Source organism: Amphritea atlantica (assembly GCA_024397875.1).
Taxonomy (GTDB): Bacteria; Pseudomonadota; Gammaproteobacteria; order Pseudomonadales; family Balneatricaceae; genus Amphritea; species Amphritea atlantica_B.
Genome location: CP073344.1, coordinates 3,185,897 through 3,200,860, shown reverse-complemented (window position 1 = coordinate 3,200,860; position 14,964 = coordinate 3,185,897). Strand labels below are relative to the sequence as shown.

Below are 14,964 nucleotides of genomic sequence, written 5' to 3'. Positions count from 1 at the left end.
TAAATGTGGCGTTTGAGTGATTTATCGCTTGTTTTTAGCGGTGGCGGGAGCTTTTAAAGAGGCTTCATAGCTGAGCGCCCGGCGACCGGGATCGAGAATGTCGAAATGTATCTGAACTGTCTGCCCGGCAGGCATCTTAAGCGGAGCTGTGGTGCCTGAGTTGTTTGATTCCGGGGCGTCGAGATAGTCCTCGGGCTGAAATAACCGCTCACTGATCAGCTTGCCCAGGCGATCGGAGAACGCTAGCAGAATAGCCGGGTAGGGTTGATCGGCATCCCTCCGGTTCTCCAGCAGCAGGTTAACACTCAGCACGCCCTGATATTGCGAATGTTCCAGGACGACCAGCTTTTTAGTGCTGATCAGATCGAGCATGATCGGCGTTTTCAGGTGGCAGGGCAGGTGTTCACATGCCAGGGTATAGGCCGGCATCAGCTCGGGATAAGCGCTAAGGTGCTGGCGGTTGAACCAGAGGTATTGTGTCGCCAGCAGAAGAGTCGCAAGCATTGATAGCACTATCCAGCCAGCGCTGGAGCGGGACTTTTCTAGTGTGGTCCGGATCATTACCGGTTCGGCACGCAAGGATGTAGCCGGTCGCATGGGCGGGCTGTCTGGCCTGAGTTTAATTGCTACAGTCGCGACAGAGGTCTCGGGGGGAGTCTTCGTATCGCTGTCAGCGACTGGAGCACCAGTGTGTGATTCTGCTTCTGGGATCGTAGGTGAGACCGTATCGGATTCTGATTCAAGTGCAGGCTTAGATTTTAATTCCAATTCAGGATCAAATTCAGGATCAGAAAGCAGTAATCCAGTATTTTTTCCGGGCAGGGAGTGAGGCCGAAGATCGTCAGTGTCAGTAAAGCCGGCCTTCCCGGGATGCTGAGGCTGCAGCAGCTCACTGACCGGTTGATTCAGATCGGGGGACTCTGTCGCAGGTTGCAGCGGTTGCTCCGGTAGCTGAGGCGAGGCTTGATGAATGGCATCTGATTCAGTCTCCGGCACCCGGTCATCGGTGTCGTCCTGTCGCAGATGGATTTTTTGCCGGGTAACCAGTCCGGGCAGCTGTTCCGGTAGTTGCTGTCTGGGGTATTGATCAGAGTTCTGTTGTGCCGTCTGCTCAGGCTCGCTATCCGGGATGCTGTAGCGTTTATCAATGCCCTCGGAAGGTCTGGCCGGAGGGCTGAAGTCGGGAATCTCAATCAGATCAAACAGCGGGTCTTTATGGCTCTGATCCGTGTTAAGCTGTTGCTGCAGCGGTCGATCCTGCGGTTCCGCCAGGTCGTTGGGATCATCACAGCGATAGACCTCGGCATTAAAAACGTCCAGACAAGCACCGCAGCGCACCTTTCCGCTGGCTATTTTGAGTTGCCCCTGAGTCACCTGGAACCGGGTGTGACAGGCGGGGCATTCGGTGATGATGTTGCGGCCCATAGTAAAACCGGTTATCGCTTAACACCCGTTATGCGAATCCAGCCCTCTTTCTCTGTTACCGGATCCAGATCAAACTGGCCGCTATAGGCCTGGCGCAGTTCGGCCTCCTGATCCGCCAGTAATCCCGACAAAATCAGCTGTCCGCCGGTTTTACAAAGTGAGGTGAGGGTGGGGGCCAGTTGTACCAGAGGGCCGGCAAGGATGTTGGCGACCACCAGGTCTGCCTGATCCTGAGGCGCTTTTTCCGGGAAGTAAACCTGCAGGCGGTCTTTTGACAGCTGATTGCGTTGCAGGTTATCCAGACTGGCATCCAGTGCCTGAGGGTCTATATCGACTGCGGTAACATGACGGGCTCCCAGCAGCAGCGCTGCGATCCCCAGAATGCCTGAGCCGCAGCCATAGTCGACTACCTGTTTACCTTTCAGTTGCAGGGAGTCGAGAAACTCCAGGCAGAGGGCGGTAGTCGGATGGGTTCCGGTACCAAAGGCCAGTCCGGGATCCAGCATCAGGTTGACCGCATCCGGATCGGGAACCGCTTTCCAGCTGGGGCAGACCCACAAACGGTTGCCAAATTGCATCGGGTGGTAGTTATCCATCCATTCCCGTTCCCAGTCCTTATCCTCCAGAATCTCAGTTTTCATCTTTGGAAAGGGGGTGTTAGGGAATAGCTGAGCATGGGATTCATGCAGAAATGCCTGCGTGGCATCCAGATCGTGATCAGCAGAAAACAGCCCGGTCAGCACTGTGTTGCTCCACAGGGGAGTGGTGCCCAAATCCGGCTCGAAAATTGGCGTATCTTCACGGTCCTGAAGGGTTACGGCGGCGCAGCCGGCAGCGAGTAGCAGATCTTCATACTGCTCAGCATTATCAGGCAGGACATCCAGTTTGATCTGTAACCAGGGCATGGTGTTTTCCTTATAACCTTCGGTATATATAGTCTTTATAGCAAGAGGAGTAAGCGAAAAAAAGCCTCCATCGGGAGGCTTTTTTCTGGGAATGATATCTGCTGATCAGTCCAGACCCAGTTTCTTTTCCAGATAGTGGATGTTAACCCCACCTTCGGCGAAGTTAGCGTCGCGAACGATCGTCTGGTGCAGTGGGATATTACAGCGGATACCTTCTACCACCATCTCATCCAGTGCAATCTCCATTCTCCGCAGTGCGGTTGCCCGGTCTTCACCATAGGTGATCAGCTTGGCGATCAGCGAATCATAGTGTGGAGGAACGGTATAGCCGTTGTACAGGTGTGAATCAACCCGTACGCCGATGCCGCCTGGTGCGTGGAAGTGATTAACGGTGCCTGGACATGGCATGAAGGTTTTCGGATCTTCAGCGTTGATCCGGCACTCGATGGAGTGGCCCAGCAGTTTTACATCTTCCTGCTTGAATGAGAGTGGCATGCCTGAGGCGATGCGCAGCTGCTCTTTAACGATATCGATACCGGTCACCATCTCCGATACCGGGTGTTCAACCTGAACCCGGGTGTTCATCTCGATAAAGTAAAAATTACCGTCTTCATAGAGGAACTCGAAGGTCCCGGCACCGCGATAGTTGATCGCAATACAGGCATCTACGCAGCTCTTCAGCACTTTAGCCCGAGCATCAGGGTCGATGTGTGGCGCGGGCGCTTCCTCAACAACCTTCTGGTGCCGACGCTGCATTGAGCAGTCACGGTCATACAGATGGATCGCATTGCCCTGGCCGTCAGACAGTACCTGAATCTCAACATGGCGTGGGTTCTCGAGGAACTTCTCCATATATACGGTTTCATCACCAAATGCCGCTTTGGCTTCTGACTTGGTGACATAAACAGCATTCAGAAGGCTGGCTTCACTGTGGACAACGCGCATACCGCGGCCACCGCCGCCGGCTGCTGCCTTGATAATAACCGGGTAACCAATTTTGCGGGCGATGTCGATAATGGTATCGCCATCTTCCGGCAACTCACCATCAGAGCCGGGAACCGTTGGCACGCCCGCTTTTTGCATCGCTTCGATGGCGGCAACTTTATCACCCATGATGCGGATGGTTTCCGCTTTCGGGCCGATAAAGGCAAAGCCGCTCTTTTCTACCCGCTCAGCAAAATCTGCATTTTCAGCCAGGAACCCGTAACCGGGATGGATGCCCATGGCGTCGGTCACTTCGGCTGCAGCGATGATTGCAGGGATGTTCAGATAGCTTTGTGCTGACGGAGGTGGTCCGATACATACGGCTTCGTCAGCAAGGCGAACATGCATCAGGTCGCGGTCCGCAGTGGAGTGGATCGCAACCGTTTTGATGCCCAGTTCCTTACACGCCCGGAGAATTCGCAATGCGATTTCGCCCCGGTTGGCAATAACAACTTTTTCTAGCATGTTGTAAACCTGTCTGGTGGATAGCTTAAACGATGATTACCAGTGGCTGATCAAACTCAACCGGCTGGCCGTCTTCTACCAATATTGCTTCGACCACACCGGACTTGTCTGCTTCGATCTGATTCATCATCTTCATCGCTTCAACGATGCAGATAGGGTCGCCCTCTTTAACTGACTGACCCACTTCAATAAATGATGCTGAGCTAGGAGAAGGAGCGCGGTAGAAAGTACCGACCATTGGCGACAGAACCGCGTGGCCGTTGTGTGCAGGCGCTGCTTCAGCTACCGGTGCAACGGGTGCTGCAATCGGAGCCGCTACGGGTGCCGGAGCCGCTGCTACAGGTGCAGGTGCGGCGACAACAGTAGAGCCACGGCTGATGCGAACAGACTCTTCACCTTCATGAATCTCAATCTCGTTGATGTTTGATTCTTCCAGCAGCTCAATCAGTTTTTTAACTTTGCGAATATCCATACGAATGAAATTCTCTATAAATTCAGTTGTTAAGGTTTTTCAATCCGGCTAATAGCGGACTGTAATGCAAATTCATAACCCTGGACGCCCAGGCCACAAATAACTCCCACAGCCACATCCGACAGAAAAGAATGGTGGCGAAACGCTTCACGGGCGTGCACATTGGAGATGTGGATCTCTATAAAAGGGATCGAAACGCCGAGAAGTGCATCACGCAGTGCAACGCTGGTGTGGGTGAATGCAGCTGGATTGATCAGTATAAAATCCACCTGATCGACGCGGGCCTGATGGATGCGATCAATCAGTACATGCTCGGCATTACTTTGCAGGCACTCAATCTGATGACCCGCCTGCTGAGCAAGGGTGGTTAGGCGCTGGTTAATGTCCTGCAGGGTATCGGCACCGTAAACTTCAGGCTCGCGAGTGCCGAGCAGATTCAGGTTTGGACCGTTAAGAAGCAGTATCTTAGCCATTCAAATTTTGCCTATATGACGCAGGATCGCGTCCGATGGGTATAAAAGTAGGGTAGTTTGCCGGAAAACCGAAACAGTGTAAACAGCTTTGCTACTTATTGTGTTTTATCATCAGTTTTCCCGACGTTCTGGATGGTTTCTGATCATAGTTTGCTTTAACTCTCTCTTGCTGAAGAACTTTGTGACTGATTTTGACTGAAGGATTTCAGACAGCTCGGGCTTTATTTTAGCGGCTGAATAAATGGCCGGGCATCGGTGATACTATAATGGTCAGCTATTTACAGTGCGGTCAGCATTGACCCGCTGTTACAAATCGGACATATTGCGGTGCAATAAGCGCTTTTTCGTTAAAGGATATACCATGGAAATGTTACAGCGGTTGTGGTTTTCACTCTGGGATAAACTGACAGGGGCCGCTGGTCGCGTGAAGCTTTTACGGCCAGTTTTAGTTCTGCTGGGTCTCTATCTGCTGGTAAGCCTGGGGCTGGGCATCTGGTGGAGCCAGGAGCCAGAACCGTTTGAGGTCCGGCCTGTGGTCATACAGACGGCTCAGGGGACAGAGCAGCCGGTGGTTGGTTCAGCCACGGTGTCAACATTGATTAAAGTTACCGAAACGCTGCTGCAAAAGCCCGGTGGATATCTCTCGAATGACCGGACCCCTCCGGGGATCTGGCTGGATAATATTCCCCGCTGGGAATTCGGTGTGCTGGTTCAGGCGCGGGATATGTCCCGGGCGATGCGTAAAGATTTCAGCCGTTCACAGTCACAGTCGACCGAAGATGTTGACCTGAAAGAAGCTGAACCTCTACTGCACTTTGATAATAACAGCTGGTTGCTGCCCGCCAGTGAGGGCGAATATAAGAAATCACTGAAATATCTGCGTGCCTATGAGTCACGCCTGATTGACTCTCAGCAGCAGGACGCCCAGTTTTATGCGCGGGCCGATAATCTGCGCGGCTGGCTGGCCGATGTATCGACCCGGCTGGGCAGTCTGTCCCAGCGCCTCAGCGCCAGTGTCGGACAAAAGCGGGTTAATACCGATCTGGCCGGCGAATCTGCAGCCCGTCAGTCCACTGATAATGCCGCCGAGCTGGAAGTGAAAACCGGCTGGCTGGAGATTGATGATGTCTTTTATGAAGCCCGGGGAACCGCCTGGGCGCTGATTCATCTGCTGCAGGCGGTCGAGGTGGATTTTGCCGATGCGCTGGAGAAGAAGAATGCGCTGATCAGTCTGCGGCAGATCATTCGTGAACTGGAAGCCACTCAGGGAACCGTCTGGAGTCCCATGATTATGAATGGCAATGAATTTGGTTTGCTGGCCAACCACTCGCTGGTGATGGCCTCCTATATATCCCGCGCTAACGCTGCAATCATCGATCTGCGTACGTTGTTAGAACAGGGGTGAGTCAGAGCAGGGTTAATGAATACCCGAAAATGTTCTTATAGCGTGAAGTCAGCGCTTATCGAAAGGGAAACTGTATGATCCGAGTTGTCTTTAATCAGAAAGGTGGTGTGGGTAAGTCCAGTATCAGTACAAACCTTGCGGCGATTAGCGCCAGCAAAGGCAAGCGGACACTGGTGGTTGATCTGGATCCTCAATGCAATACCAGCCACTATCTGCTGGGCGATCTTGTGAATGATACAGTGGGTGATATTAAAGATTTCTTTGAGCAGACCCTGAGCTTTCAGGTGCGGCCAAAAGAGATCACCGATTTCATTCACCCCACCGTGTATGACAATCTCGATCTGCTGCCCTCAAGCCCGGAGCTGGGCGATCTGCATGCCAAGCTGGAGGCCAAGCATAAGATCTATAAGCTGCGCGATGCTCTGCTTAACCTTGATCGGTATGATGCGGTCTATATCGATACGCCTCCGGCATTCAATTTTTATACTCTGTCGGCGCTCTGCACTGCGAACAGTTGTCTGATCCCGTTTGATTGCGATGAGTTCTCACGGCAGGCGCTCTATAGCCTGATGTATAACGTGCAGGAGACCCAGCAGGACCATAACGACCAGTTAAAGATCGAGGGGATTGTTGTTAACCAGTACCAGCCCCGGGCAAATGCATCAAAAACCATTGTGGAGATGCTGAAAGAGGACAACTTGCCGGTTCTTAACGCGATGATCTCCTCATCGGTGAAGATGAAAGAGTCCCACAATGCGTGTATGCCGCTGATCTACTTTGCGCCAAAGCATAAGCTGACGCTGGAATACCTGTCGCTGTATGACGAGTTGCACGCCTGACTGACGTCAGGCTGCTCATGCTGTGAATCTCATAATGGTGTGATTCACCGGTGATTCGAAAAACGCACTGAGAAGTGCGTTTTTTTTTTGGTTTTGGTCGTTGGTGCTGTTGTCTGTAACCGGATGGATTTTTCTGACCCCAGTCTAAGACTTTCTGTGTAGCTCAGGGTATCATGTTTTAAATTTTAGGGCTCAGTCCGATGGCAGGTGTCAGCCGCATTTATTCGTGTGTGCTGCCAGCGGCTGAGGCTTCCGTTCACGGCGCTTTAAGAGAGATTCCCTGATGCAAGTACATGAGATCAACCACCCACTGGTAAAGCATAAGATCAGCCTGATGCGGGCTGCGGATATCAGCACCCGGGCATTCCGGCAGCTGGCGGCAGAAGTCGGCGCACTGCTGACCTATGAAGCGACCAAGGATCTGAAAACAGAAAACTATCAGTTCGAAGGCTGGTGCGGTGAGATGACCGGCGAGCAGATCAAGGGGAAGAAAGTCACCGTAGTGCCTATATTGCGCGCCGGTATCGGCATGCTGGATGGGGTTCTTGATCTGATTCCCAGCGCCAAGATCAGCGTGGTAGGACTGTATCGTGACGAGGAAACACTGCAACCGGTCACCTATTTTGAACGACTGACCAGTGATATGGAGGAGCGGCTGGCGTTGGTGATCGACCCGATGCTGGCAACCGGAGGCTCCATGAATGCCACCATTGATATGCTGAAACAGGCGGGTTGTAACCAGATCAAAGCACTGGTGTTGGTGGCGGCGCCTGAAGGAATAAAGGCGGTTAACGAGGCGCATCCTGATGTTGAGCTGTATACCGCCGCGGTGGATAGCCATCTTAACGAGAATGGTTACATCATTCCGGGGCTGGGTGATGCCGGCGACAAGATCTTTGGCACTAAATAGGGGATATAAGATGACACCTCATATGCATGACGTTCTGGACGGCAGCGAGCCGCGGTGGCGTACTGTCCTGGCCGGATCACAGATGCTGTTTGTTGCCTTTGGTGCGCTGGTGCTGATGCCGCTGTTAACCGGTATGGACCCCAGTGTGGCGCTGTTCACGGCGGGTATCGGCACCCTGTTGTTCCAGTTTGTAACGAAACGGCTGGTACCGGTTTTTCTGGCGTCTTCATTTGCCTTCATCGCGCCGATTATCTATAGCACCCAGACCTGGGGGATGCCGGCAACGCTGGGGGCGCTGTTCTGTGCCGGACTGGTGTATATGCTGCTGGCGCTGGCGGTAAAGTTGCGTGGTGTTGGCTTCCTGCACCGGCTGCTGCCACCGGTCGTGGTGGGGCCGGTTATTATGGTCATCGGACTTGGATTGGCTCCGGTTGCGGTTAACATGGCGATGGGCAAAGCCGGGGATGGCAGCGTCGAGCTGTTTCCCTACGTTGATTCGATGATCGTGTCGATGTCGGCATTGCTGACAACGTTGCTGGTGGCGACCTTCGGTAAAGGGGTCTTTCGTTTGCTGCCGATCATGGCCGGGGTCGTGGTTGGCTATGTCATGGCCAACTTTTTCGGCATGGTGAACTATCAGATCGTTGCGGACGCCGCCTTTATTGCGGTGCCCTCCTTTGTGCTGCCTGAGTTTAACTGGCAGGCCGTGCTGTTTATGATTCCGGTCGCTATTGCACCGGCGGTTGAGCATGTGGGGGATGTGCTGGCGATAGGGCATGTGACCGGCAAAGATTACATTAAAAAGCCGGGTCTGCACCGCACCCTGTTCGGTGATGGACTGGCAACCTCAGCAGCAGCACTGTTCGGCGGGCCACCGAATACCACTTATTCCGAGGTGACCGGTGCGGTGATGCTGACCCGCTCATTCAATCCGATGATTATGGTCTGGGCGGCGGTATTCGCTATTTTGCTGGCCTTTGTGGCGAAGTTCGGAATTTTACTGCAAACGATTCCGGGACCGGTGATGGGGGGCATTCTGATTTTGCTGTTTGGTTCGATTGCCGGGGTGGGTCTGAATACCCTGATTAAAGCCCGTGTCGATCTGGCTGAACAGCGTAATCTGGTGATTGTCGCTACCACACTGGTGTTTGGTATTGGCGGAATGGTTGTCGGTCAAGGCGGCTTCAGTATGCAGGGCGTCAGTCTGTGTGGTGTTGTTGCGATTGTACTCAATCTGTTGCTGCCGGACACTAAGCCTGTCGCCGATGATCTGCATGAAGAGCAGGCAGTGGTGGATGATCTGATCGACCATGCGAAGTAATCAGCACTTTGTCTGATGCAGTATAATAAAACCGGCTCTGGCCGGTTTTATTGTGAGTGACTCAGATGTAAGGGTATTCCCTTATTTTTTGTTGAATTTTTCTCCCATTAATGGAACACTGTCGGCTGTTTTGAAGAGGATTATCTGAAATGACGATTAACAGCTTTGGTGTGGTGGGTGCAGGTCAGATGGGCGGGGGTATTGCTCAGGTGGCGGCAGTCTCCGGATTTGATGTGGTACTTTATGATCTCAATGATGCAGCGCTGACGCGGGGGCTGGGTGCTATCAGTGCCAGTCTGGCGCGGATGGTGAATAAAGAGAAACTGACGCAGAGCGAAGCGGATCAGGCGCTGGCCCGTATACAGCAAACCACCGATATGGCCGCGATGGCGGCAGTGGATATTGTGGTGGAGGCCGCCAGTGAAGATGAAGAGATTAAGAAAAATATCTTCCGGAAATTAGATGAGGTCTGCAAACCGGAAGCGATTCTGGCCACCAATACCTCGTCGATCTCTATCACCCGGCTGGCGGCGGTCACTTCCCGTCCTGGCAAAGTGATCGGCATGCATTTTATGAACCCGGTACCGATGATGCAGCTGGTGGAGATTATCCGCGCCCTGCAAACCGATGATGCCGTGTTTGATGCGGTTAAACAGCTGTCGCTGGATATGGCAAAAGTCCCGGTGGATGTTAACGATGCCCCGGGATTTGTCTCCAACCGTATTCTGATGCCGATGATCAACGAAGCGGTGTTCTGTCGCTATGAAAACCTGGCGTCAGCGGAAGAGATCGACACGGTAATGAAGCTGGGCATGAGCCACCCGATGGGGCCGCTGGCACTGGCAGATCTGATCGGTCTGGACACCTGTCTGAGCATTATGGAAGTGCTCTACGACAACTTCAAAGACTCCAAATACCGCCCCTGTCCGCTGCTAGTGCAGATGGTGGATGCCGGCTACTTGGGTCGCAAGAGCGGCCGCGGGTTTTATCAGTATGACAGCTGAATGCTGAAGGTTGCTGACTGGATAAAAGCGCCCGCTCAGGGCGCTTTTTCATTTAACCTCATATCCCTTCATAACAGATCCTTCACTGGCATCGCTATCTGAATGTTGTTGAACGTCTTTTCCTGAATTCTCCCCATTTTGTTTTCTCCCTGTGTATCTCTTTATTGATCAGGCCCGTTTCTTGCTGTTTCTAAGGTTACTGAATTAACAGGTAACGACTGAAACGCTGTTTTGTTATGGCTGAAATGAACAGTCTGACGGCCAGCGAATGTCTGCTGCGGCTGGGCTATCGGCTAATAACAGCTTGGGTTTCAGATAGTTATAGATGGGGGGGACTATCGGAGAGATAAAATAATCGTGAATTTTTAATCAACAGTGTTTGTCTGAGGAGAAACCGTTTACCGGATTATCTGTCCGGTAGGGTTGGCTATGGCCAAAAATCAGAGCCATAGCGGCAACTCTGTTCCTCATTCAATGACACCCGTGATTGCTAGCTTGGCTGAGTGCCTGAGCGGATTTTTTGCGCCCTGAGTAAATGGATAGCTGCCGGTTTGGTATGGGCGGCACGGGGTTTTATTGCCTGAAAAAGGAGTAACAGCATGATTATAAACAGTAGTCATATAGAGATCGGTGTTGAGCATGAGAAATCTGAATTCCGGGAAATTACCCGCAGTCTGGATGACAGAGGGCTGGGCAGTCAGTTTGTTGCACAACTGGAAGCGCTGATAGCCCGGTCGCAGGTTAAGGGCGCTGGAGATTTTGTTGCTGGGGATTCAGTTAACCGACTGCCGCTAGGCTCAGGGCGGTCATTAGGCTCAAGGCTGTCAGAAATGTCCCCTGGCACCTTTTTCCGGCCTTTTGAGGATAGCGAGGGCTATCAGAATCAGGAGAATATTACCCGGGCGCGGCTCTGGCAAAGTCTGTTAAAGGCGATTCAGCCTGACTTTCCGTCACTGCCCGTGCCCCAGCTTTTACCTCAGTCTCTGCCTCAATTCAGCTCTGCAGCGTTCAGGCTTGCAGAGCTACCCGGGGATAGCCCACCGGTAGCGTTACAGCCCCGGATGTTAAGGTTGCAGCTCAACGTCAGTGAAACGGTTGAAGAGTATGAGTGCACCCGCTTCAACAGCTGCGGCACCGTAAACACCGCTGATGGGCAGTCAATTGACTTTGATCTCAGTCTGGAGATGGAGCGTAGTTATAGCGCTACCCGGGAATATAAAGAGACGCAGGAGTTAGTATTCACAGACCCGCTAATCCTTAATTTTGAAGGTAACTATGCCGATCTCAGCAATGATAAATTTGAGTTTGATCTGGATGCCGATGGCGATAAAGAGCTGATCAGTTATCTGACCGGGAACAGCGGCATGCTGGCGCTGGACCGCAACAGTGATGGCATCATCAATGATGGATCAGAGCTGTTTGGCGCCCGCACCGGCGATGGCTTTGCCGAACTGGCCGACTACGATGAGGATGGAAATGGCTATATCGACGAAGCCGACTCAATCTTTGATCAGTTGCTGATCTGGAATAAAACCAGTGAAACTGATTCTCAGGAGAGCCTGAAAGACCGGGATATCGGCGCGATCTATCTGGGCGCCAGCGCGACCCCCTTTGATATCAAAGGGGAGGGCAATCAGCACAACGGCACCGTCAGAAACAGCGGTGTCTATTTCAGTGAGAACGGCGAGGCCGGCACGTTGCAACAGATCGATATGGTGGTTTGAAAAATGGGGTATTCAGGGCGAACGGCCCTGAATGGCCCAGACCGCGGCTGCGCCGCTAGCTAGCGGCTAGAGCGTCGCTTCGCGACTCGCTAGAAAAAGCAAAGAAAAGCAGTCGCAGTTAATTTAACGTTTTGATTTTAATGAACGCTGGGCTTATGCTGGAGCCAGTATGAAAGCAGGGACGCGGCTTTTACAGACAGTATTATTCTGTAGAAAACCTCCTCTTGTTGTAGCTATCCTGCTGATTCTTTTCAAGAAATGTGACTTTTTGGCTATCTTATTTCCAGAATTATAGTTCCAAAGGGCGCAATAACTTGCTGTTATAACTAAGGAAAGATATGAGCTCTGTATTTGAAACTGTAGTGGCAGGTGTTGCTGTTTTTGTTATAGGGCAGATTATTATTAAGTTTATTGCTGAGCCAATTCTTGATTTCAGGTCGCTGTTAGGAAAAATAACACAATTTTTTTTGCGATATCAATCGCAAATTATGTGTGCCAAAGGCACCGAAGAAATTGAAGAGATGTTATTTGTTTTTGCTTCAGAGCTTCTACAAAAAAGACAATCAATAATTTTGTATTCATACTTGTCATGTGTCTATGGCTTGCCTGCTTATAATAAAGTATTAAGTGCTGCCAAAAATATCAATCTAATCGGTAATCTGGTCTGCACAAAAGAAAATAAGCGTGATGGGCAGGTTCAAATATATGAAGCTATGTCTAAAATTGAAACCAGTCTCAAGATTAATATCCGCTATAACAAGTAGTGGCATAGGAATCGATAGGGTCTGTGTAATAGATTTGGCAAAACAATAAGGAAACAGAATTTTCCTTATAACTTCTGCTCTGGCTGTTACCTCTGTGGTACATACGCTCTTTCCGCTAAAGTGGTCAGATCCCTGTAGTCAGGATCTGGTACCAATAGGCTCATAACCATCAACTCGAGCCTTCTTGGTTCACTGATTTAGAAATATGCAGCTTGACGCTGTTGCGCAACGCGCTACACTGTAGGCCATGATTAAGACTTTCAAGCACAAGGGACTGAGGCTTTACTACGAAACCGGCAGCATACGCGGTATTCAGGCGAAGCATGCCAATCGCCTGCGTATGCAGCTGGTGGCTTTGGATACTGCGCTGGAAGTCTCAGATCTCGACATTCCTGGATACAAACTCCATCCAATGAAAGGTGACCGTAAAGGTATTTGGGCGATTTCAGTTAGCGGCAACTGGCGATTGACGTTTGAGTTTCGCGATGGACATGTGTATCTGCTTGAGTATGAGGATTATCACTAATGGCTATGTATAACCCCCCACATCCCGGTGAGTTCATCTCTGCCACTTATATGGAGCCCTTTGGGCTAAGCTGTCGCTATCTGGCGCAGCAGTTAGATGTTTCACCGTCCACATTAAATCGCATCCTGAAACAGCAGAGTGGCATCAGCCCAGAAATGGCACTGAGGTTATCGAAAGCTCTGGGGCGCACTCCAGAGAGCTGGCTTGCAATGCAGGATGCCTATGATTTATGGCATGCCAGCAAGCGCATTCAACTGGATAGAGTTCAAAAAGTCGAGCTGACCGCTGCATAACCAGACGTAGCAGTTTGCGCCTATCTGCGGAGGTTGTAAAAGGGGAGAGAGGCAAACAGAGTGCAGGTTTATTTTGAATCCTAATAAGCCTTCTACTCTGGCTTTTATCTCGGTGCCCTCAGTGTTCTCTGTGGTGAATGCGCTCTTAAAGCTAATAGAATCGGTAGGATCAGACTAATTGATTTAGCAAAACAATAAGGGAGCAGATATATTTCTTCCGACCGTCCGGATCTGTGTGGGGTTGCCCCGGTAACGGGGCGCTCAACCACGATGGGGATAGTCCAGGCAGGCAATAATATTCCGTAATCAGGCAACTTATTGCCGCAATATATTTAAACCAAATAATCGACTTTAGGTGTTAAAGGACGCCCGTATTTCATCTCATGAATTTCCCCCATTGTAGGCGCATTTTCCGGAGAATATTTTCTTATACTAAGGGATCCTCCATATTTATTTTTAAAGGTATTCAGAATTTCAGCTTCAGATAGGTTCTGTCCAAACACATCGTTATTACTGAACACTGTCTTCCAGCCATTATCACCAAAAGCAGCCAGAATCTCACCATTGTTCTCTATAACAGTCGTTTGAGGTATTGAATTTTGGTAGTCTATCTGAGCTTGTCTTTCTTCTGGCGTAGGAAGACTTGGAAGTTTAATACTCAGTTGTTCCCGAATTTCTGTAGGGAGGTCATTTTTTGATAGTCGATTCTTGGGATTTAAGGGGATTGCAATTGCATCGTTGATGTTAATAGAGGTCATTTGTCTTCATCCATAAAAGTTATGCCTTCAATTCAAAGCAATTTATACACCATATTTACAATGTGGTTGAAAAATCGCCTGACTCTCAACTTATGTGAGACTGCTGACGCTTGGCTCAGTTTCGCTACGCTACACATTTTAACCAGGCTTTATTAGCTCCAGAATCGATAAGATCAGAGTAATTGATTTAGCAAACCAATAAGGGAGCAGATATATTCCCCCCTAAAAAAACCTCCGCTCTGGCTGTTACCTCGGTGCCCTCTGTGTTCTCTGTGGTGCATAGGCTCTTTCACCCAATAGCCTTACCCAGACTACTCAACAAACACCCCTTTAATCTTTTCCTGATCAACAAAGCTGGAGTAGTTGTTCACGGCGGTTCTGACCTCTTTTTCGATCAGCATATCTCGTATGGCTATTTTTACCACGACTTCGAAAGCTTTCTTGAGACCTTGTGGATCAGCTTGTCGCACAGCGCGGGCTTCATTGGGGCAATCTTCCACAAACAAACGGGTGAACAGGTCGCCTATTCTTTGATAGGAGTTCTGCATGTCAGCTGTTGGGATATTGGTGTAGGACTCCAGCTCCGGATGGGTGACATGGAAAAGTAGATCCACTTAACCAGCTCTTTACGGTCTTTCCCGTTCAGGGAATCGATAAAGCAGGTGTTTAAGTCTTGCGCGCTGGCACTTAGCGGAA

At 50.8% G+C, this 14,964-nt stretch carries 16 protein-coding genes; 9 read left to right on the top strand and 7 right to left on the bottom strand.

Annotation, left to right across the window (positions count from 1 at the left end):
* Nucleotides 1–21: 21 nt before the first annotated feature.
* The 5 genes from KDX31_14780 to aroQ form a co-directional block, all read right to left on the bottom strand.
* Nucleotides 22–1,425, bottom strand: coding sequence for a DUF3426 domain-containing protein (locus KDX31_14780; GenBank protein ID UTW02602.1), 1,404 nt, complete (start codon nt 1,423–1,425; stop codon nt 22–24).
* Between the two features lie 11 nt (nt 1,426–1,436).
* Nucleotides 1,437–2,330, bottom strand: a complete 894-nt coding sequence (prmA, locus tag KDX31_14775) for a 50S ribosomal protein L11 methyltransferase (GenBank protein UTW02601.1) — start codon at nt 2,328–2,330, stop codon at nt 1,437–1,439.
* A 105-nt stretch (nt 2,331–2,435) separates the two neighbouring features.
* Nucleotides 2,436–3,779: an acetyl-CoA carboxylase biotin carboxylase subunit gene (accC, locus tag KDX31_14770; protein UTW02600.1), complete on the bottom strand. Its 1,344-nt coding sequence runs from the start codon at nt 3,777–3,779 to the stop codon at nt 2,436–2,438.
* Between the two features lie 25 nt (nt 3,780–3,804).
* Nucleotides 3,805–4,251, bottom strand: coding sequence for an acetyl-CoA carboxylase biotin carboxyl carrier protein (locus KDX31_14765; GenBank protein UTW02599.1), 447 nt, complete (start codon nt 4,249–4,251; stop codon nt 3,805–3,807).
* Between the two features lie 29 nt (nt 4,252–4,280).
* The gene (aroQ, locus tag KDX31_14760; GenBank protein UTW02598.1) at nt 4,281–4,724 is read right to left on the bottom strand and encodes a type II 3-dehydroquinate dehydratase; all 444 of its coding nucleotides are present in this window, start codon (nt 4,722–4,724) and stop codon (nt 4,281–4,283) included.
* Nucleotides 4,725–5,085: 361 nt separating this feature from the next.
* Between aroQ and KDX31_14755 the strand changes: the two genes are divergently transcribed.
* The 9 genes from KDX31_14755 to KDX31_14715 all read left to right on the top strand — a co-directional run bounded on the left by KDX31_14755 (nt 5,086) and on the right by KDX31_14715 (nt 13,510).
* A complete protein-coding gene (locus tag KDX31_14755) occupies nt 5,086–6,129 on the top strand; it encodes a DUF2333 family protein (protein UTW02597.1) in 1,044 nt (347 codons plus the stop codon).
* 74 nt (nt 6,130–6,203) lie between these two features.
* A complete protein-coding gene (locus tag KDX31_14750) occupies nt 6,204–6,968 on the top strand; it encodes a ParA family protein (GenBank protein UTW02596.1) in 765 nt (254 codons plus the stop codon).
* Nucleotides 6,969–7,251: 283 nt separating this feature from the next.
* Entirely contained in the window at nt 7,252–7,878 is a 627-nt protein-coding gene (gene upp / locus KDX31_14745) for a uracil phosphoribosyltransferase (GenBank protein ID UTW02595.1), read from the top strand.
* A 10-nt stretch (nt 7,879–7,888) separates the two neighbouring features.
* A complete protein-coding gene (locus tag KDX31_14740) occupies nt 7,889–9,199 on the top strand; it encodes a uracil-xanthine permease (GenBank protein ID UTW02594.1) in 1,311 nt (436 codons plus the stop codon).
* 149 nt (nt 9,200–9,348) lie between these two features.
* A complete protein-coding gene (locus KDX31_14735; protein UTW02593.1) occupies nt 9,349–10,203 on the top strand; it encodes a 3-hydroxybutyryl-CoA dehydrogenase in 855 nt (284 codons plus the stop codon).
* A gap of 599 nt (nt 10,204–10,802) precedes the next feature.
* Nucleotides 10,803–11,927, top strand: a complete 1,125-nt coding sequence (locus KDX31_14730) for a copper resistance protein NlpE N-terminal domain-containing protein (GenBank protein ID UTW02592.1) — start codon at nt 10,803–10,805, stop codon at nt 11,925–11,927.
* Between the two features lie 338 nt (nt 11,928–12,265).
* Nucleotides 12,266–12,691: a hypothetical protein gene (locus tag KDX31_14725; GenBank protein UTW02591.1), complete on the top strand. Its 426-nt coding sequence runs from the start codon at nt 12,266–12,268 to the stop codon at nt 12,689–12,691.
* 247 nt (nt 12,692–12,938) lie between these two features.
* On the top strand, nt 12,939–13,217 hold the full coding sequence (locus KDX31_14720; protein ID UTW02590.1) for a type II toxin-antitoxin system RelE/ParE family toxin: 279 nt from the start codon (nt 12,939–12,941) through the stop codon (nt 13,215–13,217).
* Complete coding sequence (locus KDX31_14715) at nt 13,217–13,510, top strand: HigA family addiction module antidote protein (protein UTW02589.1); 294 nt, start codon at nt 13,217–13,219, stop codon at nt 13,508–13,510. The genes KDX31_14720 and KDX31_14715 overlap by 1 nt, the downstream gene beginning before the upstream one ends.
* 332 nt (nt 13,511–13,842) lie before the next feature.
* On the opposite strand, the gene KDX31_14710 is transcribed toward KDX31_14715, so the two are convergent.
* Nucleotides 13,843–14,268 carry a hypothetical protein gene (locus tag KDX31_14710; protein UTW02588.1) on the bottom strand — a complete coding sequence of 142 codons (426 nt, stop codon included), beginning with the start codon at nt 14,266–14,268 and terminating at the stop codon, nt 13,843–13,845.
* 311 nt (nt 14,269–14,579) lie between these two features.
* Nucleotides 14,580–14,882, bottom strand: coding sequence for a hypothetical protein (locus KDX31_14705; GenBank protein UTW02587.1), 303 nt, complete (start codon nt 14,880–14,882; stop codon nt 14,580–14,582).
* Nucleotides 14,883–14,964: the final 82 nt, after the last annotated feature.

Coding starts and splice junctions, on each gene's coding strand:
- KDX31_14780 (UTW02602.1), bottom strand. CDS start 1,425: ATGGGCCGCAACATCATCACCGAATGCCCCGCCTGTCACACCCGGTTC.
- prmA (UTW02601.1), bottom strand. CDS start 2,330: ATGCCCTGGTTACAGATCAAACTGGATGTCCTGCCTGATAATGCTGAG.
- accC (UTW02600.1), bottom strand. CDS start 3,779: ATGCTAGAAAAAGTTGTTATTGCCAACCGGGGCGAAATCGCATTGCGA.
- KDX31_14765 (UTW02599.1), bottom strand. CDS start 4,251: ATGGATATTCGCAAAGTTAAAAAACTGATTGAGCTGCTGGAAGAATCA.
- aroQ (UTW02598.1), bottom strand. CDS start 4,724: ATGGCTAAGATACTGCTTCTTAACGGTCCAAACCTGAATCTGCTCGGC.
- KDX31_14755 (UTW02597.1), top strand. CDS start 5,086: ATGGAAATGTTACAGCGGTTGTGGTTTTCACTCTGGGATAAACTGACA.
- KDX31_14750 (UTW02596.1), top strand. CDS start 6,204: ATGATCCGAGTTGTCTTTAATCAGAAAGGTGGTGTGGGTAAGTCCAGT.
- upp (UTW02595.1), top strand. CDS start 7,252: ATGCAAGTACATGAGATCAACCACCCACTGGTAAAGCATAAGATCAGC.
- KDX31_14740 (UTW02594.1), top strand. CDS start 7,889: ATGACACCTCATATGCATGACGTTCTGGACGGCAGCGAGCCGCGGTGG.
- KDX31_14735 (UTW02593.1), top strand. CDS start 9,349: ATGACGATTAACAGCTTTGGTGTGGTGGGTGCAGGTCAGATGGGCGGG.
- KDX31_14730 (UTW02592.1), top strand. CDS start 10,803: ATGATTATAAACAGTAGTCATATAGAGATCGGTGTTGAGCATGAGAAA.
- KDX31_14725 (UTW02591.1), top strand. CDS start 12,266: ATGAGCTCTGTATTTGAAACTGTAGTGGCAGGTGTTGCTGTTTTTGTT.
- KDX31_14720 (UTW02590.1), top strand. CDS start 12,939: ATGATTAAGACTTTCAAGCACAAGGGACTGAGGCTTTACTACGAAACC.
- KDX31_14715 (UTW02589.1), top strand. CDS start 13,217: ATGGCTATGTATAACCCCCCACATCCCGGTGAGTTCATCTCTGCCACT.
- KDX31_14710 (UTW02588.1), bottom strand. CDS start 14,268: ATGACCTCTATTAACATCAACGATGCAATTGCAATCCCCTTAAATCCC.